Genomic DNA, 19,890 nt, shown 5'->3' with positions numbered 1-19,890 from the left:
GGCCTATGAGGGCACTCGCTACTGCCGGACCACGAGAGTACTTCTGTGCCGGGGCCGGCATGAAGTACTTTGGATGGGGAAAGCTGTTTCTTTGGTTACTTTCTTTGCAGCAGCAAAGAAAGTGACTGCCGCCCCGCACAGGGGCAATGCAAATAGACCGACACGAAATTAGGTTTCATGACGTGCATGGCCGATGCAGTTAGATAACAGCGTAAGCAAGGAAGCACAAGCGTTCCCGATGGACCGGTCGGCCGCGAAGCGGGCCGGAGCTATTTGGCGCCTTACCAGTCAGTTGAGCGGCGCGATGTGACAGACCGTGCGCGATCCAAGCCCGGAAAGGCCTATGAGGGCACTCGCTACTGCCGGACCACGAGAGTACTTCTGTGCCGGGGCCGGCATGAAGTACTTTGGATGGGGATAGCTGTTTCTTTGGTTACTTTCTTTGCAGCAGCAAAGAAAGTGACTGCCGCCCCGCACAGGGGCAACGCAAATAGACCGACACGAAAGCAAGCTCCACAAACGAAAAAAGCTCAAGGCTGATCGATCAGCGACCGGGTCGCTTCAGCAACCAGCCCCCGCAGCCAGCGCACTTCATCCGAGTAATGACAACGCTCATGCCAAAGCTGGTAATACTGCATCGGCGGAAAATCGAGCGGCGCGGGCACGACCGCGAGCGGCAGGAACCGCGCATAGTGGTCAGCAAACAACCGCGTCGTAGTGAACACGAGATCCGACTTGATGAGCACGTAAGGCGCGAGATTGAAGTAAGGCAGCGTGACGACGACATGGCGCTTCAGTCGCTCCCGCGCGAGGTGCACATCGATCGCCCCGCGCTGTCCGACGGAATAAGGCGTGGGCGCGAGATGCGGCGCGTTGAGATACTGATCGAGCGTGAGCCCGCCGCGCTTGGCGAACGGATGCGTGTTGCTGACGAGACACACGATCTTGTCGACGAAGAGATTCGACAAATGCAGTTGCTCCGGCGGCTCCGGCCAGTTCCCGACGACGATATCGAGCTTGCCGTCCTCGAGCGCCAGTTCGTAATCGAACGCGGGGCCGAGCGAATGAAACTCGAGCGTGGCGTTCGGCGCGGCCTGGCGGAAGCGCTCGACCACCGTCGGCACGAACAGCACGTTCAGATAGTCCGGGCAGCCGATGCGATAACACCGCACGGACGTGGACGGATCGAAGTTGTGCTGCTGAACCTTGATGCGCTCGATCTCGCGCAACGCATTCTGCGTCGGTTCGAGCAGGCGCAGGCCGTACTCGGTGGGCACCATGCCGGACTTGCCGCGCACGAGCAACGGGTCGCCGGTGATATCGCGCAGGCGGCGCAACGCAGCGCTGATGGCGGGTTGTGACTGATTGAGCTTGACGGCCGCGCGGGTCACGCTGCGTTCCATTAGAAGGGTATGCAAGACGCGCAATAAATACGTATCGATCGCCTCGCGTTGCTGACTCATGTTATCTCCACTATATGTTCTGGCTGATCGACGCAGGGGCGTGACATATCATTTTTAATATGTCGCAAAAATTTCGTCAAGGTGTGGCTAACCCGCAAATAATGGCTCTGCGGAAAAATGGCGGGCTATTTTGAGTTGTCGACTTAATGACCCGAATTCTGTAAATTCTGGCCGCGGCCCAATTCGTGCGACATCGAGATGTCACGCACCGGCCTCGCGGTAACTTTTTCCAGCCCGGCCTGCTCGGTGGCCGAGCGCATTTCTGGATATCAATGGGCGACGCCATCTCCACGTCGACGACGCCACCGCGCCTGGCGTTGTCCGGTATCAGCAAGCAGTATCCGTCCGTCAAGGCGAACGACGGCGTGAATCTCGTCGTCATGCCGGGCGAAATCCACGCCGTGCTCGGGGAGAACGGCGCGGGCAAGTCCACGCTGATGAAAATCATCTACGGCGCCGTGCGCCCGGACGAGGGCGAGATCCGCTGGCAGGGCGAAGCGGTCGAGATCGGCAGCCCGGCGGCGGCGCGCAAGCTCGGCATCGGCATGGTGTTTCAGCATTTCTCGCTGTTCGAGACGCTGACGGTGGCCGAAAACATCGCGCTCGCGCTCGACGATAAGTTCGACATGAAAGCGCTCGGCAAGCGCATTCGCGAGGTGTCGAAGGACTACGGCCTCGATGTCGATCCGCAGCGTCACGTGCACAGCCTGACGGTCGGCGAGCGGCAGCGCGTGGAGATCGTACGCTGCCTGCTGCAGAATCCGCGCCTGCTCATCATGGACGAGCCCACGTCGGTGCTCACGCCGCAGGCGGTCCAGAAGCTCTTCAAGGTGCTGCGCCGCCTCGCGTCCGAAGGCTGCAGCATTCTCTATATCAGCCACAAGCTCGACGAAATCCAGTCCCTCTGCGAGAACGCCACGGTGATGCGCGGCGGCCGCGTGACGGGCAACGTCGATCCGCGCAAGGAAACGCAGGCATCGCTCGCGCAGTTGATGGTCGGCCATTCGCTACCCGACTACACGCGCCGCGAGCACAATCCCGGCGACGCGCGGCTCGCGGTGAAGAACCTGTCGGTCGCGAGTCCCGATCCGTTCGGCACGTCGCTCGACAACGTGTCGTTCTCCGTGCACGCGGGCGAGATTTTCGGGATCGCGGGTGTATCGGGGAACGGGCAGGCGGAATTGCTCGCGGCGCTATCGGGCGAAATCCGCGACAGGCACGTCGCCGCCGATGCCGTGTCGATCTGCGGCAAGCCCGCCGCACGTCTGACCGCGGGCGGCCGGCGGCGCCTCGGCTTCGCATTCGTGCCCGAGGAAAGGTTGGGGCGCGGTGCGGTCCCGGCGATGTCCCTCGCCGATAACGGCCTGCTCACCGCGCATCGCGAGAACATGGTGCGCGGCGGCTGGATCAAGGCGGGCACGGTGAAGGCGTTCGCGGAGCGCTGCATCAAGTCGTTCGACGTGCGCTGCGGCGGCAGCGATGCGCTCGCGCAAAGCCTGTCGGGCGGCAACCTGCAGAAGTTCATCGTCGGACGCGAGATTCTTCAGGAGCCGAAGGTGCTAGTCGTCGCGCAACCGACATGGGGCGTCGATGTCGGCGCGGCGGGCTTCATCCGTCAGCAGTTGCTCGATCTGTCGGCGCGCGGCGTCGCGATTCTCGTCATTTCCGAAGAGCTGGAAGAGCTCTTCGACATCTGCGACCGGCTCGCCGTGATCGCGCGCGGCAAGCTCTCGCCGGTGCGCAAGACGAGCGAAACGAACGCGGAGGAAGTCGGCCTCTTCATGGCCGGCCTTTTCGAAGGCAAGCCCGCTCCCTCGGCCGAACCCGGCTCTCTCCTGAAGCACTGAACGAACGATGATCTTTCCCTATCGACTCGAAGCTCGCCCGACGCCCTCGCGCGTCATGCAGCTCGCGGTGCCCGTCGTCGCCGCCGTCGCGACGCTCGTCATCGGCTTCCTGATTTTCAGCCTGGTCGGCCAGGACCCGCTGCGCGCGATGCACGCGTTCTTCATCGAGCCGCTGTCGAGCATCAACGGCTGGTCGGAGCTCGTGCTGAAGGCGTCGCCGCTATGCTTGATCGCCCTCGGGCTCGCGGTCGGCTATCGCGCGAACGTGTGGAACATCGGCGCGGAAGGGCAGATGCTGCTCGGCGGCATCGTCGCGGGCGGCATCGCGATTCATGCCGGCGATGCCGCCGGCTGGTGGACGCTGCCGTTGATGATGCTCGGCGGCATCGTCGGCGGCATGCTGTGGGCGGCGATTCCCGCGCTGCTCAAGAGCCGCTTCAACACGAATGAAATTCTCACGAGCCTGATGCTCACCTATGTCGCGACGCAACTGCTCATCTATCTCGTGAGCGGCCCGTGGCGCGATCCGGAAGGCATGAACTTCCCGATCTCGGCGATGTTCGGCGACGACGCGCTCTTCCCGCGCCTCTACGGCGACTGGCACTGGACGTGGCTCAAGGGCACGCGCATCAACGCGTCGGTGTTTCTGACCGCGATCGCGATTCCGTGCGTGTGGCTCTTCATGAGGAAGAGCTTCGCGGGCTTCCGGATGAACGTCGGCGGTCTCGCGCCGCTCGCCGCGCGCTACGCCGGTTTCTCCGACAAAAAAACGATCTGGACCTCGCTGCTGCTTTCCGGCGGCCTCGCGGGCCTCGCGGGCATGGGCGAAGTGGCCGGCCCGATCGGCCAGCTTCAGGCGGGCTGGTCGCCGGGCTACGGCTTCACGGCGATCATCGTCGTGTTCGTCGGGCGGCTGCATCCGGTGGGCATCGTGCTGGCCAGTCTGCTGATGGCGCTGCTGTATCTCGGCGGCGAAGCGGTGCAGACGTCGCTGCAATTGCCGCAGGCGCTCGCGGGCGTGTTCCAGGGCTTGCTGCTGTTCTGCCTGCTCGGCTGCGATCTGTTCGTGAATTACCGCGTCAAGCGCAGGACGCCCGCGCATCACGCCGCCTAACGAGCTTCGAAGAATATGGATATCAATCAAGCCAGCAATCTCGCCTCGAGCGCCGTGATCGCCGCCATTCCGCTGATGTACGCGGGCGCGGGCGAGCTCGTCGCGGAGAAGTCGGGCGTTCTGAATCTCGGCGTCGAAGGCATGATGCTGATGGGCGCGGTCACGGGCTACGCCGTCACCGCGATTACGGGCAGCCCGTGGCTCGGCATCGTCGCGTCGGTGTTCGCCGGGCTTGCGATGGCGCTGCTCTTCGGCTTTCTCACCATCACGATGCTCGCCAATCAGGTCGCCACGGGCCTGTCGCTGACGATCTTCGGCATCGGCTTTTCGGCGTATGTCGGCAAGCCGTACACGTCGGCGGCGGTGCGCTCGACCATCGACGTGATGCCGATTCCGGGCCTCGCGAACATTCCCGTGCTCGGCCCCGCAATCTTCTCGCTGACGCCGCTCGGCTATCTCGCGTTCATCATGTTCGCGGTGATCGGCTGGTTCCTCTACAAGACGCGCGCAGGGCTCGTGCTGCGCTCGGTCGGCGAATCGCCCGCGGTCGCGCATTCGGTGGGCTTTCCGGTCGTCGGCGTGCGCTATGGCGCGACGCTCTTCGGCGGCGCGATGGCCGGCATCGCGGGCGGCTATTACTCGATCGTCTATCTGCATGTCTGGCAGGAACAGTTGACGTCGGGCCGCGGCTGGATCGCGCTCGCGCTCGTCGTGTTCGCGACGTGGCGTCCGGGCCGCCTGCTGATCGGCGCGCTGCTCTTCGGCGCGGTGATGGCGCTGCAGTTCTACGCGCAGGCGATCGGCGTGCCCGTGCCGACGCAGTTCCTCGCGATGCTGCCGTATATCGCGACGATCGTCGTGCTCGTGCTCATCTCGCGCAATCCGAACACGATCAAGCTCAACGCGCCCGCATCGCTCGGCAAGCCGTTTTTCGCGGCGAGCTGATGTCGCGGCGTTGCGCTTGCGCAGCATCGCGGTTTCATCGACATTTTTGACCGATGAAACTGATGCCGGCCTGCATAGACCGTTTCACACACAACATCGACCAGGAGAATCACAATGAATAAACCATGGCTGAAGGCGATCAAGGCGACGGTGGCACTGTCCGCCACCGTCGCGGCGCTGAGCGCGCGGGCCGCGGACGCGCCGGGTGTCGCGTTCGTCTATCTCGGCAATCCGGGCGATGCCGGCTGGACCTTCGCGCACGACGCGGGCAGCAAGGAAGCCGAAGCGAAGTTCGGCAGCAAGATCAAGATCACGCGCGTGGAGAACGTGCCGGAATCGGCGGACTCGGAGCGCGTGTTCCGCGATCTGGCGAACAAGGGCAACAAGGTCATCCTGGCCACGAGCTTCGGCTATCAGGATTTCGCGCTGAAGGTCGCGAAGGATTTTCCGGACACCATCTTCCTGACGGCCACCGGCTTCAAGAAGGCGAAGAACTTCGGCACCTATGACGTGCGCATGTATCAGGGCGCGTACCTCGCGGGCGTCGCGGCAGGTTATGTGACGAAGACGAACACCCTCGGCTTCGTCGCGTCGGTGCCGATTCCGGAAGTGGTGCGCAACATCAACGCGTACACGATGGGCGCGCGTTCCGTGAATCCGAAGGTCCACACGAAGGTCATCTGGATCAACAGCTGGTTCGATCCGGGCAAGGAGAAGCAGGCGGCCGAAACGCTGATCGGCCAGGGCGCCGACGTGCTGCTGCAGAACACCGACTCCAACGCGACGCTCAACACCGCCGCCGAGAAGAAGGTCTATGCCTTCGGCTGGGATTCGAACATGAAGAAGTTCGGACCGAGCGCGCACCTCGGCTCGGTGGTCGCGCACTGGGGCGTGTATTACAACTCCGTGGTCCAGCAGGTGCTCGACGGCAAGTGGAAGAACGATCCGGTGTGGCTCGGCATTCCGCAGAAGGCCGTGGATCTCGAAGACCTGAACAGCGGCGTGATCCCGGCGAAGGCGATGCAGGCGGTTGCCGCGAAGCGTGACGAGCTGCATACCGGCAAGTGGGATGTGTTCAGCGGCCCGATCAAGGACCAGTCGGGCGCGGAGAAGGTGCCGGCCGGCAAGACGCTGTCCGATCCTGAACTGCAGCGCATCAACTGGTACGTGGAAGGCGTGGACGGTTCGCTGCCGAAGTAAGCGAACGGTTCGCCGCAAAGTACAAAACGCGCCTCGCTTCGCAGCGAGGCGCGTTTTTTTATGCTTTGCGCAAAAGCATCAATCCTCGATGCGCAGTCCCACCTTGATCGTCACCTGCCAGTGCAGGATCTTGCCCTCCTCGACGTGCCCGCGTGTTTCCACCACTTCGAACCAGTGCATGTTGCGCAGCGTCTTCGACGCCTTCGAGAGTGCGACGCGCACGGCGTCATCGCTCGATTGCGGCGAGGAGCCGGTGAGTTCGATCTGCTTGTAGACGTGTTCCGACATGGTGTTCTCCTTGTAGTCGAGCGACCAGTTGTGTCGCGAGAAGCCTGCAATACCGATGCAGCAAGGCACGCGCCATCACGCTCTCGCGCGTGGCTTCCATTAAAGGACAGGAAAGCCCGCGGGAGTAGTCGGGATTTGCGCGAAGCGCGCGGGACGCGCGAACGACGACGCGCCGGGCCTCGTCACGAGGTCCGGGCGCATCAGGGTGAAACAGGGAACGTCAGGAAAGGATCAGCGCAGCGGCCGCGAGGCGGCGTCGCCCGCGTCCTGACGGCGCGTGCCGCGGCGCCTGCCTGCGGAGACCGTCGCGCCGAACTCGCTCAGGATCTGCGTGCGGGCACGGCTCGCGAATACAAGGAAACCGAAACCGTTCGCCTCGTACCAGTAACCGCCGTTCTCCAGTCCGTCGAGCGGCTGCTCGAGCGCGTTGGTGATCGATTCGACACAGCGCCTGTGCAGCTCGTCGATGGCCGGATACGGCGGCTGGGCGCCGCGCACGCTGCACAGCAGGACATCGAGCCCGGGCAGAACGTGGGCGTACAGCACCGGCTCATCCTGGGCGCGAGCGCGCGCGATCTTCGTGTCGAGTTGACCGAATGGCTTGAAGTGCCGAAGCACGGCGAGAAAAGACTCGTCGCCATCGGCCTTCACGCGTTTACGCTTTTTCGGGAAGGACATAAAAACTCGCCTGAAAAAGAATTGCAAGAAACGCAGCGTCCTCATGCGGCCACTCCCGTCTTGCGCGCCGCACGTCGATCTTTTATAGCGCATCGATGTGATTAGGTCACGGTGAAATCGGGCCCGCCGTATCGTGACCGGCAAGCTGCCGGAGCACATAGCGGCGCACGATTCGTGCCGATGACCGTTTGGCGGCCCGCCTTGGCATCCCTCTGAGCATCTATCCCAATAATAGTCCCGCTGCTACCCGCGCGAACAGCTTTCCTAAAGAAAAAAGCGGGTGGGCGCACCAAGGGTGCAGGGTGGCATCAGGGGAGACCCACGCGCGGCGCGCGGGTTCCGCTGCTTTGGCGCGGGTTTGCCCGGCTAGACGCGCGGCGACCTCTTCAGTTCGTCGCGAATCTCGCGCAGGAGCAGCACGTCTTCCGGCGTCGCGGGCGGCGCGGCGTCGGCCGGCTTGCGCAGATTGTTGATGAACTTGACCATCATAAAAATGATGAACGCGAGAATGATGAAATTGATCAGCGTGGTGATGAACGAGCCGTAGCCGAACACCGCGACGCCCGCGGTCTGCAGATCCTTGTACGAATCGGGATTGCCCTTGAAGGTTGGCGGTATGTGCCCGAGCCGCACGAAGAGATTGGAAAAATCGAGCCCGCCTGTGGCCACGCCGACCACCGGCATGATCAGATCCTTGACGACTGAGTTCACGATCGTCGAGAACGCCCCGCCGATGATGACACCGACCGCGAGGTCCATGACGTTGCCCTTCAGGGCGAAGTTCTTGAATTCTTCGATCATGCTCATGCGCGGCTTCCTCCGGTTCGAGTTGGACGATTGTGCGGGCCAGGGCGGCAGCAAAGGCTATGCCATGAAGACGCCCGCGTGACGCGTTTCATCGCGGGCACCGTCCATGATAGTCAATTCGATTGCGCGCCGCCCGCCCGCCGAAAATCGCGCGGGCTCCCGTGAGCTGGTGTGAGCGTCATGCGGCCGGCACGCGCCCCACGCTGATCGCCGCGCAGAACGCGGCATGATCCGCGACCGTCTGCGCGCCGTAGCGCTCGGCCCACATCGCGTACGCGGCGTCGAGCCGGTCCGAGTTGCCGCAATAGCCCGCGATGAGCGCGGCGTCGCCGGTGCGCGCGTGCGCGCGGGCGAGCAGCAGGCCGAGGCACCACGCGTAGAAATCGAAGGTGGCGCCATGCAGCCAGTCGACCGGAATCGAACCGCGGATCTGTTTCATCTGGCGTACGTAGAAATCGCGGCCGGAGATGGTCGTCCAGCCGAGCAGCGCGTCCGACGAGCTTTGCATCAACCGCTGCCCGTGCACCACGCGGCGTCCCTGATGCCGATACGGCTCGTCGAGCGGCGGCACGAACGGCGCGGCGGCGGGGACGATGCCTTCCTTCACCTGAATGAAGAGCGGATCGCCGAGCGCGCGGCCCTGCATCAGCACGAGATACGCGCGCGTGCCGACGCTGCCCACGCCGACGACCCGATGCGCGACATCCACGACGTCATAGCGCTCGAGCATCATGCGCCATTCGCCCGCGATGGTCTGCAGATACGCCTTCAGGCCATCGATCACATGATTTTTCTCGGCGGCGTCGAGTTTCGTGAGGATCGGCGGATCGACCTTGAAGCGATAGCTCTTGCCCACCGGCTCGGCGACTTTCGCGAGCATCGTCGCGTGCGAGCGCTTCATCGCGCGATCGACCGTTTTTTCGATGGTCGCGCGTTCTTCGGCATCGAGCTTCGTCGGCGCGTCCATGTGCAGCGCGCTCGCGTAGGAGCGCATCTGCCAGAGATCGTACGGGCTCACCTGCCAGAGATCCGCCATCGTCGTGCGATACGCGGCGCACGCCGAGCGCACCGCGCACTCGCGCCCGGCGGCATCGACGCCGTTCTCGCGCGCCGCGACGTTGATGCTCGCGGTCAGGCGCTTCAGATCCCACTCCCACGGACCGACGAGCGTTTCGTCGAAGTCGTTCAGATCGAACACGACGTCCTGGCGCGGCGTGCGAAACAGGCCGAAATTGTTGACGTGCGCATCGCCGTCGATGATCACGTTGTGCCCGATCGATGGCGACCTGGCCAGATCCCACGCCATCACCGTCGCGGAGCCGCGCAGGAACGCGAACGGCGATTCGGCCATGCGCTGCATGCGCAGCGGGATGAGCCGCTCCTGCCGGCCCGCGTTGCCCGCGAGCACCCGCTCGACCGGGTCGGGGCGGTCCGGCGCGGGCGTCCAGGCGCCGTGTGCGTCGAACGGAACGGCGTCGCGCAGCGCGCGGCCATTCGCGCGGCTTTCTTCGGCGGCGCCGTTGATCGGAGAATGGGCGGAGGCGAAACCGGGGCGCGTGGACAAGGCGTGTTCTCCTTCGGTGGAGGGCGTGTCGGATTCGTCGAAGGCCAAGCATTCGGCGCTCCCGAGAGGAACGTTTTACACGCGGCGCGCTCGAAGCGCGAGCATCGGAGCATCACGAAGCGCATGATGAAACTGGCCGCGCGCTGCCGTGTGATACGGGCATGCGAAATGCTTTCGATAAGCCGCTCGAGGCTTCGCATCTGGCCGAACACCCCCGCACGATCCCGACGCCTTGTGCGTCAACCAATCGAATACATCATCTCATGCCGAACGAACTCCGCATTGCCGAAGGCTCCCCGTTCCCGCTCGGCGCGACCTGGGACGGAAACGGCGTCAATTTCGCGCTCTTTTCCGCGAACGCAACCAAGGTCGAGCTGTGTCTCTTCGACGACAAGGGCGAGCAGGAAACGCAGCGCATCGAGCTGCCCGAATACACCGATGAAGTCTGGCATGTCTACTTGCACGGGCTCGAGCCCGGCACGGTCTATGGCTACCGCGTGCACGGTCCGTACGAGCCTGAAGCCGGACATCGCTTCAATCCGAACAAGCTGCTGCTCGATCCGTACGCGAAGGCGCACGTCGGCGAGCTGAAATGGGATGACGCCGTGTTCGGCTACACGCTGCACGCCGAAGGCGACGATCTCACCTTCGACGAGCGCGACAGCGCGCCCTTCATGCCGAAGTGCCAGGTGGTCGACCAGAGCTTCACGTGGACGCACGCGACGCGCGTGCGCGTGCCGTGGGAGCACACGATCTTCTACGAGACCCACGTGCGCGGTTACACCAAGCTGCATCCGGCGATTCCGGAGCACATGCGCGGCACGTTCGAAGGGCTCGGGCAGGACGAAGTGGTCGAGCACATCAAGAGCCTCGGCGTGACATCGGTCGAACTGTTGCCGATCCACGCGTTCGTCAACGACAGCTACCTGCTCGACAAGGGCCTCACGAACTACTGGGGCTACAACACGATCGGCTTCTTCGCCGCCGATCCGCGCTATTTCGCGCGCGGTCCGGGCGTCGTCGCGGAATTCAAGGAGATGGTCGACCGCCTGCACGAGGCCGGCCTCGAAGTGATTCTCGACGTCGTGTACAACCACACCGCCGAAGGCAACGAGCGCGGCCCGACGCTGTCGTTTCGCGGCATCGACAATGCGTCGTACTACCGGCTCATGCCGGAGGAGGCGCGCTATTACATCAACGACACGGGCACGGGCAACACGCTCAATCTTTCGCATCCGCGCGTCCTGCAGATGGTCACCGACAGCCTGCGCTACTGGGTCACGGAGATGAACGTCGACGGTTTCCGTTTCGACCTCGCGACGATTCTCGGCCGCGAGCCGTACGGCTTCGACGAAGGCGGCGGCTTTCTCGACAGTTGCCGGCAGGACCCGATTCTGTCGAGCGTGAAGCTCATCGCGGAACCGTGGGATTGCGGCCCGGGCGGCTATCAGGTCGGCGGTTTTCCGCCCGGCTGGGCGGAGTGGAACGACCGCTATCGCGATACCGTGCGCGAGTTCTGGAAGGGCGACGAAGGCGTATCGCCGGAGCTCGCGACGCGCATGACCGCATCGGGCGACAAGTTCAACAAGCGCGGGCGCAGGCCGTGGGCGAGCGTAAACTTCATCACCGCGCACGACGGCTTCACGCTCAACGATCTCGTGTCCTACAACGAGAAGCACAACGAGGCGAACGGCGAGGACAACAACGACGGCCATTCGGACAACAAGTCGTGGAACTGCGGCGTCGAAGGTCCGACGGACGATGCGGAAATCCGCGCACTGCGCGAGCGCCAGAAGCGCAACATGCTCGCGACGCTGCTGTTTTCGCAAGGCACGCCGATGCTGCTCGCGGGCGACGAATTCGGCCGCACGCAAATGGGCAACAACAACGCGTACTGCCAGGACGACGACATCAGCTGGGTGAACTGGGACATCGACGACGACGGCCGCGCGCTCATCGAGTTCGTGCGCAAGCTGACGACGCTGCGTCACACGCTGCCCGTGCTGCGGCGCCAGCGTTTTCTGACGGGCGAATTCAACGAGAACATGCAGGTCGCCGATGTCAGATGGCTCGGCACGACCGGCGACGAACTCACGCAGGAGCAATGGGACGATTCGAACATGCGCTGCTTCGGCCTCGTCATCGACGGACGCGCGCAGGCGACGGGCATCCGCAAGCCGGCCTCGGATGCGACGCTTCTGCTGATCGTGAATGCCTATCACGACGTGGTCGATTTCACGCTGCCGGATATTCCCGGCCCCGACGAATGGATCTGTCTGATCGACACGAATGCACCGATCCGCGAGGAGTTGCCGGAGTTCGGCTCGGACGACGTATATCAGGTGACCGGCCGCTCGCTGCTGCTGTTCGCGTTGCAGCCGCGCGGCGCGACGAAGCGCATCTTCAAGCGGCTGGAAGAGGCGCTGACGGACGAAGTGCCGCCCGAAAGCGCGGAGAAGAAGGAGGGCGGCTGATTCTGGCCGCGTAGCGCGACCGGTTATGATGCGGTCTTTGCGATAACGCTCGGAGGCGGCGCAAGCCGCCTTCATTTTCTTGCACGATGCACGTATCACGAACGCATGAACGCGCGAAGCTTCGCGGCCGCGCGGCGCTGAACGCATGATCCTGCATGCCATCCTGCGCGTCGCGAGCTGGGATCAGCTCGAGCGCATCTGGGAATTCATCGTCGGATTCTTCAAATTTCTCTGGGGCCTCTTGCGCTTTCTCGGCGGCGGCTGATGCCCCGATTCTCCGCGCCGAAAAGACAAAGGCCCCGCGAACGGGGCCTTGATCTTTCATGTGCGGCGCGAGGTCAGGAATCGCGCCAGTTGTCGTCGTTGCTGCCCAGATCGAGTCCGCCGCCACCGCCGTCGTTCCAGTCGTTCGAGCCATTGCCGAAATCGAGTCCGCCGCCATTGTTGTTGCCGAAATCGAGTCCGCCGCCGTCGTTCTGAACCGGGCGATCGACGGGCACTTCACGTTCGATCACACGGTCGCGCCCATGCGACAGCGCCTGGCCCAGCAGCACGCCGGTGAGAAGGCCGCCCATGCCGCCACCCAACCCGCCGCCGCCTTGCTGGATGATGACGGGCGGCTGCTGACCTTGTTGCGGCGGATAGGGCGGATAAGGGCCCTGTTGCGGATACTGCTGCTGGCCGCGTCCGAAGCGCTCGGCTTCCTGCGCATACGGCGATCCGTTCGGCGCGCCGGGCTGTGTGTAATTGGCCGCGTTGGGATCGGGACGGCCTTCGGCGCGCGCTTTCAGGCTCGCGACCTGATTCTCCAGATCCTCGATGGCATAAGGCGGCACCGGATTCTTCGAGTTCGACAAGGACTCGACCATTTCGCGCAACTGCGTCTCCGCGCCTTCGACATCTTTCAGCAATGCCTCGTGGCCCGGCGCGGTGGAGAGGCGCACGTCGAGCTTGAGCGTGCGCACGTCGTTGAGCAGTTCGGTCGCGCGCTTGATCTGCGCGCGGCGGTCGTTCTCGGCCTGTCCGTCGTCGCGCGCGCGGGCGCGGCGCAGGCCCCAGCGCAGCACGAGCGCGATCGCTGCGATCAGCACCGCGAGACCGATCCATCCGGCCATGCCGACGCCGTGTTTCTGCGGCGCGGGTGCGGCCTGGTTCTGGTTCTGACTGAACGGATTCTGCGCGACCGTGGCGTTCGAGCCGTTATTCGAGCGCGGCGAGATGTTCGCGCGCGTCGCATCGGCCTGAATGCGCGCCTGCGTGGCCGCGAATCGCGAGGGATCGGTGAAGCTCAACGAAGGATCGAGCGATTTCGCCTGCTGCAGTTGCGAAAGCGCGTCGTCGTAGCGGCCCTCGCGATCGAGCACCTGCGCGTAGAGATAGTGAGCGTGCGCGTTCTTCGGATGCGCTTCGAGCACTTCGCTCAGTTGCGAGTCGGCTTTTTGCCAGTTGCCCTGCGTCATCGACTGCTCGACCTGCTGCGCGGTCGGCACGGCGAACGCGAGCGGGGAGGCGAGCGACAGCGACAACGCGAGAGCCGTCAAAATCTTCTTCATGATGCGGACCGGACGCGATGAACGTCCGTCTCCTGTCGATGCTGCGATCGGGTGATGCAATTCGTATTGCTCAAGGTAACGCATATTCGTGCGACGCGCCGCTCGCCCGGGAGTTCGCGGCGCGCGCACTTTTCAGATGCCGATGCCGATATTTATTGCGCCGGCGTATTCAACTGCTTCTTCAGCGCTTCGAGACGATCCTCGACCGAAGGCCCGCGATTCAGCGCGGCGAGCTTCTCGTCGAGCGCCTTGCCGGATTTCTGGTCGGCGGAATTGAGGCGCGCATCGGAGCGGGCGTTCGCGAGCTGGACCTTGTCTTCGAGTTTCTGGAAATCCTCCGCAAGATTCTTGCCGCCGATACCGCCGAGCGCCGTCGCCGCGGTGTCCTTCGCCTGCGCGATCTGCTGCTTCGCCTGAAGGATGTTCGAGCGCGCGTTGAGATCGTTGCGGCGCTGACGCATGTCGGCGATCTGCGACTTCAGATGCTCGACCGAAGGCTCGAGCGTTTGCAGTTCCGCCGCGAGTGCATCGCGTTCGGTATCGGCGTTCGCCTGCGCCGCGAGCGCTTCGCGCGCGAGTCCTTCGTCGCCCGCCTGCAGCGCGCGCCGCGCGCCGTCCTCGTACTTCTTCGCCTTGTCGGCGGCGGCGTCGCGCTTGCTTTGCTGCGTCGCGACCTGCGCTTCGATCTCGATGAGCGAGTTCTCCGCCTTCGCGATGCTGTCGTCGAGTTCGCGCACGATCTGGCGTGCATCGCGCGAAGGATCCTGCATGGTGTCGGCGGCGTCGTTCAAGAGCCCTTTGACCGTGCGCGTGATGGAATCGAAAAGCGACATGTATTTCTCCTGGATGAAGACGGCGGCGTGCTCGCCTGCGTACCACGCGGCTCGAATGTGAGGCGCAACGCGCGGGATTGCAAGCGGCGCGTGAGTCCACGCGCACGCCGGGTTTACCCGCTCATTAGAGCATGCCGCGACTTAATCGGGACTTAACGGAAGGTTAATGAGTGTAACGGCGCGCGATGACACGGCGCGCACGGCCCACGGTGTGAAAAAGGGGAGGCGGGCCGTCAGCGCCCGGAGCGCGTGCCATCCGTCAGGGAGGCGTCGTCGCCTTGATCGGCGTCGTGCTCGAGTTCGGTTTCGGAGGCATCGGGAGCGGGATGGGCGGGCGGCACGCTGCGCGCCTGCGCCGCGCGCTTGGTCGCGTTCGCCGCCGCCTCGCGGGCTTCGCGCGCGGCCGCTTTCTCGGCGACGCTCTTCAGCGCGGCATTGAGCGGGTCGGGGGCCTTGGGCGCGCGCAAACGGTCGACGAGGCCCGCCACCTTGATCTGCTCGCTCGTCGCGTTGAAGTTCAGCACCGCGCGCCGCATGAGTTCGCTCACGCTGATGCCGAGGGTGTCCGCTGTCTTGCTGATGGCCAGCTTCTGCGCGGGAGTCACGAAAACAACGATGCGTTCGCTGGGTTTGGTCGTCATGAGCGGCTCGCAAACAGTAAGGCGATCGTAACGTAACGATTCGCGACTTCGGTTCATCAAACGGGGACGACAGTGTTGCCGCAGGCTACCCGAAAGACGCGCCAGGGGCCTGCGATCCGTGCATCCATCATATCGGTTTGCGCGCGGCCGTGGGTGCGGCCCACCTCGCATCGCAAGCGATGAGCATCGCGCGAAAGCGGCGCGCGATCAACGACTTGGCTATTTTCTCATACGGTTGTCCACAAGGCTCTCAACACTTGCTGTGGGTAACCGCGCATTTCCGCGCGTCTCGCCGGGCGAGCGGCATTTACTTACAAAAAAATCCCGGCGGTTTTGTAGCGGTCCGCGCGAATTCTTTAAAATGCGCTGTTACTCTCGGTCGAAACCGGCCCGCACATCCGCTCGTCCCGTCTTTGCAGTAGCGCCGCCAACGGCGCATCGCAGCGCGGCAGCGCGCGCGCTTCGACAGCGCGCCGAACGATCCCAGTCATGCCTATCATCAAACGACCCGACTCATCGAAATCCTCGCGATACGATCGCGAACCCCGCTGGAACGACTCTCGCAACGATTCACGCAATGACTCGGGCGGCCGCGACGGCGGCGGACGCAACGGCGGTGGCGGCCGCAATGGCCGCGACGGCCGCGGCGACCGCAACGAACGCGGCGGCCGAGGCCGCTCTCCGTTCGGACGCATCGCGCTGTGGTTCGCGGGTCTCGCGGCCATCGGCGTGGTGGTCGGCGCGCTCATCGTCGGTTATGCGCTCGTCGTCATGGGGCCGAATCTGCCGTCGCTCGATGCGCTCATCGACTATCGGCCAAAGGTGCCGTTGCGCGTCTACACGGCGGATCACGTGCTGATCGGCGAATTCGGCGAGGAGCGCCGCAGCCTCGTGCGCTTCCAGGACATTCCCGACCAGATGAAGAAGGCCGTCCTCGCGATCGAGGATTACCGCTTCTATGATCACGGCGGCGTGGACTTCGTCGGCATTTTGCGCGCGGGCGTGACCGATCTGATGCACGGCGGCGCATCGCAGGGCGCGAGCACGATCACGATGCAGGTCGCGCGCAACTTCTTCCTGTCGAGCGAGAAGACCTACACGCGCAAGATCTACGAGATGCTGCTCGCCTACAAGATCGAGCGCGCGCTGACGAAGGACCAGATTCTCGAGCTGTACATGAACCAGATTTATCTGGGCGAGCGCGCGTATGGTTTTTCGGCAGCGGCGCGCGTGTATTTCGGCAAGGATCTGAAGGACATCACGCTCGCCGAAGCGGCGATGCTCGCGGGCCTGCCGAAGGCGCCGTCGGCGTATAACCCGGTCGTCAATCCGAAGCGCGCGAAGGTGCGTCAGCAGTACATCCTGAAGCGCATGCTGGACCTTAACTTCATCACGCGCGAGCAGTACCAGCAGGCCATCGCCGAAGAGATTCACACGAAGTCCGCGGGCACCGAGTACGGCGTGCATGCCGAATACGTCGCGGAAATGGTGCGGCAGATGATGTACGCGCAGTACAAGGAAGAGACCTACACGCGCGGTCTCACGGTCACGACCACGATCGATTCCGCCGATCAGGACGCCGCGTACAAGGCCGTGCGCAAGGGCGTGATGGACTACGAGCGCCGGCATGGCTATCGCGGACCGGAGGGCAACATCAACCTGCCGTCGAATACGGATGACCGCGCCGAGGCGATCGAAGACGCACTCGTCGATCATCCCGACAACGGCGAGCTCGTCTCCGCGGTCGTGACGGCCACGAGCCCGAAGCAGGTGACGGCGCAGTTCGTCGGCGGCGATACCGCGACGATCGCAGGCGAGGGCCTGCGCTTCGTGGCGGCCGCGCTGCGCAGCAATGCATCGAAGGCGCTCGCGATCAAGCCGGGCTCGATCGTGCGTCTCACGAAGGACGACAAAGGCAACTGGCAGATCACGCAGCTTCCGCAAGTGGAAGGCGCGCTCGTGTCGATGACGCCGCAGGACGGCGCGATCCGCGCGCTCGTCGGCGGCTTCGACTTCAACAAGAACAAGTTCAATCACATCACGCAGGCATGGCGTCAGCCGGGCTCGAGCTTCAAGCCGTTCATCTATTCGGCGGCGCTCGACAAGGGCCTCGGACCGGCGACCATCATCAACGACGCGCCGCTGTCCTTCCCGGCGGCCGGCGGCGGCGATGCATGGGAGCCGAAGGACGACGACCAGCCCGACGGCCCGATGTCGATGCGCACCGGCCTGCAGAAGTCGAAGAACCTCGTGTCGATCCGCATCCTGTCGTATATCGGCACGAGCTACGCGCAGGACTTCGTCACGCAGAAGTTCGGCTTCGACAAGGACAAGACGCCGCCTTATCTGCCGCTCGCGCTTGGCGCCGGACTCGTCACGCCGCTGCAGCTGAGCGGCGCGTATTCGGTGTTCGCGAACGGCGGCTATCGCATCAATCCGTATCTGATCGCCGATGTCGCCGATGCGCGCGGCACCGTGATCTCGCGCGCCAATCCGCTGACGGCCGGCAGCAACGCGCCGCAGACGCTCGAGCCGCGCAACGCGTACATCATGAACAGTCTGCTGCACACGGTCGCGACGCAGGGCACGGGTTCGGGCACCAACGTGCTGAAGCGCAACGATCTGCAAGGCAAGACCGGCACGACCAACGACGCGAAGGACGGCTGGTTCGCGGGCTATCAGAAGCAGCTCGTCGCGGTCGCGTGGATGGGCTATGACCAGCCGAAGACGCTCGGCAGCCGCGAGTTCGGCGCGCAGCTCGCGTTGCCGATCTGGGTCGAATACATGGGACGCGCGCTGCGCGGCATTCCGCAGCAGCAGATGCCGATGCCCGATGGCCTCACGACCGTCGACGGCGAGTTGTTCTACGCGGACCGCACGCCGGGCGCGGGCTTCGTCGCGAGCATCGGGCTGGATAACACCAACCCGATGGCGGGCGATGCCACGACGATGGGCGGCGTCGGTCCGGCGGGCATGCAGGCGCCACCGGCGCCGCAAGTCACGACCGACGAGCGCAAGCAGATCATGGATTTGTTCAGCAAGCACTGATCGGCTTTTGCATGGCCGATAAAAAAGCGCGCCGGGCTTCAAACCCGGCGCGCTTTGTTTTTGATCGCGATGCGCTCAGTGACCGACGGTTGCCGCCGACTTCACCGCGCAGTTCACGTTGAGCGTGGACTTGTCGGCGAACGAAAGCGTGAGGGGAATCGTCGAGCCGACCTTGAGCGGCTTGCCCGGCTCTTCGAGCATCAGGTGATAGCCCTTCGGCGCGAAGCTCAAGGTGCCGTGCGCGGGGACATCGACGGAATCGACGGCCGACATCGTCGCCGTGCCGTTCTTGCTCTCGGACTTGTGCATCATCGCCATGCCGAACGCGGGCGTTTCCGCGGCGGTGAGCGTCGCGGGCTTGTCGCCGTTGTTCGCGACCGTGAAATAGCCCGACGACGGGACGTTCGGCGGCATCGCGCGGACCCAGCAATCGCGCGCTTCGAGCGTCGCGGCCTGGGCGAAGGAAGCGCAGGCGAGCGCGCCCACGAGTACAGCGATTCTCTTCATTGTGTTCTCACTTGACGGTGAAGTTGTAGTGACCTTGCGTGCGGTGCCCATCCGCGGCGACCGCGGTCCATTGCACCTTATAGATACCCGGTGCGAGGTCGGGGAGCGCGACGCTCATGTGTTTTCTGTCGTTCGTATCGACGGTGGATTTCGCGGCGTTGACCTGCGTGCCTTGCGCGTTCGTGACGATGAGTTTGCTGAAGGTCGGTTCGAGGGCTTCGCCGAAGTCGATCGCGACTTCGTGCGGCGCGCTGACGGTCGCGCCGGGGCCCGGGTTCTGCAGCTTCGGCAATGCATGCGCGAGCGCGATATGCGCCGTGCCGGCGAGTGCCAGCGCGAGCGCGCCGCGCATGAGCGATGATGAAAGCATGATGTGTCCTTGCGTGCCCGAGGCGCAACGCGCATCGGGCGATGACCGATTGGATGATGGCGCTTCGCGCCGCGTCATGCGGCGAGCGAAGTCTTTGCGTATGAACGCGAATCAGGCGAGGGCGGGCGGGGCGCGGGGTTGCGCGGCGCCGGGCAGTTCGCGGCGCGGCGCGTCGGTGAGAAGGGGCGCATCGAGAACGTCGCGCGACGAAAAAGCGTGGACGGCCCGATCGGACGATGCAGGCGGCGTGGGCGCGTGCGCGATGAGATCGCAATAAGCACACGCCTGCAGATGACCGGCGACACCATGCTCGACATGACGATGCGCGTCTTTCGACGCTTGCGTATCGGATGCGCATACGGACGCGAGCAGTGCATCGATGCGCGCATGTTCGAGCGCCTGCGATGCGGCGGGCGCGAGCGAGAGCAGCAGGATCGCGCATATCGCTGCGAGCCCGCCGATCTTCCTGATGATGCCCCGACGCAATGAATGCATGCCGCGCTCTATCCGACTCGTTGCCGATACAAGGACGATGATGAACGGACGATTATGCCACGC

General features: G+C 64.1%; 16 protein-coding genes and 1 pseudogene. 6 read left to right on the top strand and 11 right to left on the bottom strand.

Annotated features, from left to right (window positions below; genetic code table 11):
- Positions 1 to 530: 530 nt before the first annotated feature.
- Positions 531 to 1,463: a LysR substrate-binding domain-containing protein gene (locus tag AWB78_RS10200; RefSeq protein WP_008349998.1), complete on the bottom strand. Its 933-nt coding sequence runs from the start codon at positions 1,461 to 1,463 to the stop codon at positions 531 to 533.
- Between the two features lie 272 nt (positions 1,464 to 1,735).
- Here AWB78_RS10200 and AWB78_RS10195 point away from each other — a divergent pair, with 272 nt between their 5' ends.
- The 4 genes from AWB78_RS10195 to AWB78_RS10180 all read left to right on the top strand — a co-directional run bounded on the left by AWB78_RS10195 (position 1,736) and on the right by AWB78_RS10180 (position 6,569).
- Positions 1,736 to 3,310 (top strand): ABC transporter ATP-binding protein, encoded by a 1,575-nt coding sequence (locus tag AWB78_RS10195; RefSeq protein ID WP_062604432.1) that lies wholly within the window; start codon positions 1,736 to 1,738, stop codon positions 3,308 to 3,310.
- Between the two features lie 7 nt (positions 3,311 to 3,317).
- On the top strand, positions 3,318 to 4,424 hold the full coding sequence (locus tag AWB78_RS10190) for an ABC transporter permease (RefSeq protein WP_062604431.1): 1,107 nt from the start codon (positions 3,318 to 3,320) through the stop codon (positions 4,422 to 4,424).
- 15 nt (positions 4,425 to 4,439) lie between these two features.
- Positions 4,440 to 5,369, top strand: coding sequence for an ABC transporter permease (locus AWB78_RS10185; protein WP_062604430.1), 930 nt, complete (start codon positions 4,440 to 4,442; stop codon positions 5,367 to 5,369).
- A 114-nt stretch (positions 5,370 to 5,483) separates the two neighbouring features.
- Complete coding sequence (locus AWB78_RS10180; RefSeq protein ID WP_062604429.1) at positions 5,484 to 6,569, top strand: BMP family ABC transporter substrate-binding protein; 1,086 nt, start codon at positions 5,484 to 5,486, stop codon at positions 6,567 to 6,569.
- A gap of 78 nt (positions 6,570 to 6,647) precedes the next feature.
- Here the strand turns inward: AWB78_RS10180 and AWB78_RS10175 are convergent, their stop codons facing one another.
- The 4 genes from AWB78_RS10175 to AWB78_RS10160 all read right to left on the bottom strand — a co-directional run bounded on the left by AWB78_RS10175 (position 6,648) and on the right by AWB78_RS10160 (position 9,906).
- Complete coding sequence (locus AWB78_RS10175; RefSeq protein WP_014191178.1) at positions 6,648 to 6,857, bottom strand: dodecin; 210 nt, start codon at positions 6,855 to 6,857, stop codon at positions 6,648 to 6,650.
- Positions 6,858 to 7,088: 231 nt separating this feature from the next.
- Positions 7,089 to 7,580, bottom strand: a complete 492-nt coding sequence (locus AWB78_RS10170; RefSeq protein WP_062604428.1) for a hypothetical protein — start codon at positions 7,578 to 7,580, stop codon at positions 7,089 to 7,091.
- Positions 7,581 to 7,901: 321 nt separating this feature from the next.
- Positions 7,902 to 8,342: a large conductance mechanosensitive channel protein MscL gene (gene mscL, locus AWB78_RS10165; RefSeq protein ID WP_062604427.1), complete on the bottom strand. Its 441-nt coding sequence runs from the start codon at positions 8,340 to 8,342 to the stop codon at positions 7,902 to 7,904.
- A gap of 178 nt (positions 8,343 to 8,520) precedes the next feature.
- Positions 8,521 to 9,906 (bottom strand): DUF2252 domain-containing protein, encoded by a 1,386-nt coding sequence (locus AWB78_RS10160; protein ID WP_062604426.1) that lies wholly within the window; start codon positions 9,904 to 9,906, stop codon positions 8,521 to 8,523.
- 263 nt (positions 9,907 to 10,169) lie between these two features.
- Here AWB78_RS10160 and glgX point away from each other — a divergent pair, with 263 nt between their 5' ends.
- Positions 10,170 to 12,380, top strand: coding sequence for a glycogen debranching protein GlgX (gene glgX, locus AWB78_RS10155; protein ID WP_062604425.1), 2,211 nt, complete (start codon positions 10,170 to 10,172; stop codon positions 12,378 to 12,380).
- A 338-nt stretch (positions 12,381 to 12,718) separates the two neighbouring features.
- Here the strand turns inward: glgX and AWB78_RS10150 are convergent, their stop codons facing one another.
- The 3 genes and pseudogenes from AWB78_RS10150 to AWB78_RS10140 all read right to left on the bottom strand — a co-directional run.
- Complete coding sequence (locus AWB78_RS10150; protein ID WP_062604424.1) at positions 12,719 to 13,933, bottom strand: tetratricopeptide repeat protein; 1,215 nt, start codon at positions 13,931 to 13,933, stop codon at positions 12,719 to 12,721.
- A gap of 152 nt (positions 13,934 to 14,085) precedes the next feature.
- A complete protein-coding gene (locus AWB78_RS10145) occupies positions 14,086 to 14,766 on the bottom strand; it encodes a PspA/IM30 family protein (protein WP_062604423.1) in 681 nt (226 codons plus the stop codon).
- A gap of 302 nt (positions 14,767 to 15,068) precedes the next feature.
- A pseudogene (locus AWB78_RS10140) lies at positions 15,069 to 15,407 on the bottom strand (plasmid mobilization protein); the annotation flags it as partial.
- Positions 15,408 to 15,896: 489 nt separating this feature from the next.
- Between AWB78_RS10140 and AWB78_RS10135 the strand changes: the two are divergent.
- Positions 15,897 to 18,455 carry a penicillin-binding protein 1A gene (locus tag AWB78_RS10135; RefSeq protein WP_062604421.1) on the top strand — a complete coding sequence of 853 codons (2,559 nt, stop codon included), beginning with the start codon at positions 15,897 to 15,899 and terminating at the stop codon, positions 18,453 to 18,455.
- A gap of 75 nt (positions 18,456 to 18,530) precedes the next feature.
- Here the strand turns inward: AWB78_RS10135 and AWB78_RS10130 are convergent, their stop codons facing one another.
- The 3 genes from AWB78_RS10130 to AWB78_RS10120 form a co-directional block, all read right to left on the bottom strand.
- Complete coding sequence (locus AWB78_RS10130) at positions 18,531 to 18,962, bottom strand: copper chaperone PCu(A)C (protein WP_062604420.1); 432 nt, start codon at positions 18,960 to 18,962, stop codon at positions 18,531 to 18,533.
- 7 nt (positions 18,963 to 18,969) lie between these two features.
- Positions 18,970 to 19,332, bottom strand: coding sequence for a copper resistance protein CopC (locus tag AWB78_RS10125; protein ID WP_062604453.1), 363 nt, complete (start codon positions 19,330 to 19,332; stop codon positions 18,970 to 18,972).
- Positions 19,333 to 19,443: 111 nt separating this feature from the next.
- Complete coding sequence (locus AWB78_RS10120; RefSeq protein WP_062604419.1) at positions 19,444 to 19,827, bottom strand: DUF2946 domain-containing protein; 384 nt, start codon at positions 19,825 to 19,827, stop codon at positions 19,444 to 19,446.
- Positions 19,828 to 19,890 lie beyond the last annotated feature (63 nt).

This window comes from Caballeronia calidae (assembly GCF_900044055.2).
GTDB lineage: Bacteria > Pseudomonadota > Gammaproteobacteria > Burkholderiales > Burkholderiaceae > Caballeronia > Caballeronia calidae.
The sequence above is the reverse complement of the archived record's forward strand: the minus strand, read 5'-3'. Positions and strand labels throughout refer to the sequence as shown.

What these genes read in the sequence shown, in the direction of transcription:
- AWB78_RS10200 (WP_008349998.1), bottom strand. Translation starts at nt 1,463, where the DNA reads ATGAGTCAGCAACGCGAGGCGATCGATACGTATTTATTGCGCGTCTTG.
- AWB78_RS10195 (WP_062604432.1), top strand. Translation starts at nt 1,736, where the DNA reads ATGGGCGACGCCATCTCCACGTCGACGACGCCACCGCGCCTGGCGTTG.
- AWB78_RS10190 (WP_062604431.1), top strand. Translation starts at nt 3,318, where the DNA reads ATGATCTTTCCCTATCGACTCGAAGCTCGCCCGACGCCCTCGCGCGTC.
- AWB78_RS10185 (WP_062604430.1), top strand. Translation starts at nt 4,440, where the DNA reads ATGGATATCAATCAAGCCAGCAATCTCGCCTCGAGCGCCGTGATCGCC.
- AWB78_RS10180 (WP_062604429.1), top strand. Translation starts at nt 5,484, where the DNA reads ATGAATAAACCATGGCTGAAGGCGATCAAGGCGACGGTGGCACTGTCC.
- AWB78_RS10175 (WP_014191178.1), bottom strand. Translation starts at nt 6,857, where the DNA reads ATGTCGGAACACGTCTACAAGCAGATCGAACTCACCGGCTCCTCGCCG.
- AWB78_RS10170 (WP_062604428.1), bottom strand. Translation starts at nt 7,580, where the DNA reads ATGAGGACGCTGCGTTTCTTGCAATTCTTTTTCAGGCGAGTTTTTATG.
- mscL (WP_062604427.1), bottom strand. Translation starts at nt 8,342, where the DNA reads ATGAGCATGATCGAAGAATTCAAGAACTTCGCCCTGAAGGGCAACGTC.
- glgX (WP_062604425.1), top strand. Translation starts at nt 10,170, where the DNA reads ATGCCGAACGAACTCCGCATTGCCGAAGGCTCCCCGTTCCCGCTCGGC.
- AWB78_RS10150 (WP_062604424.1), bottom strand. Translation starts at nt 13,933, where the DNA reads ATGAAGAAGATTTTGACGGCTCTCGCGTTGTCGCTGTCGCTCGCCTCC.
- AWB78_RS10145 (WP_062604423.1), bottom strand. Translation starts at nt 14,766, where the DNA reads ATGTCGCTTTTCGATTCCATCACGCGCACGGTCAAAGGGCTCTTGAAC.
- AWB78_RS10135 (WP_062604421.1), top strand. Translation starts at nt 15,897, where the DNA reads ATGCCTATCATCAAACGACCCGACTCATCGAAATCCTCGCGATACGAT.
- AWB78_RS10130 (WP_062604420.1), bottom strand. Translation starts at nt 18,962, where the DNA reads ATGAAGAGAATCGCTGTACTCGTGGGCGCGCTCGCCTGCGCTTCCTTC.
- AWB78_RS10125 (WP_062604453.1), bottom strand. Translation starts at nt 19,332, where the DNA reads ATGCTTTCATCATCGCTCATGCGCGGCGCGCTCGCGCTGGCACTCGCC.
- AWB78_RS10120 (WP_062604419.1), bottom strand. Translation starts at nt 19,827, where the DNA reads ATGCATTCATTGCGTCGGGGCATCATCAGGAAGATCGGCGGGCTCGCA.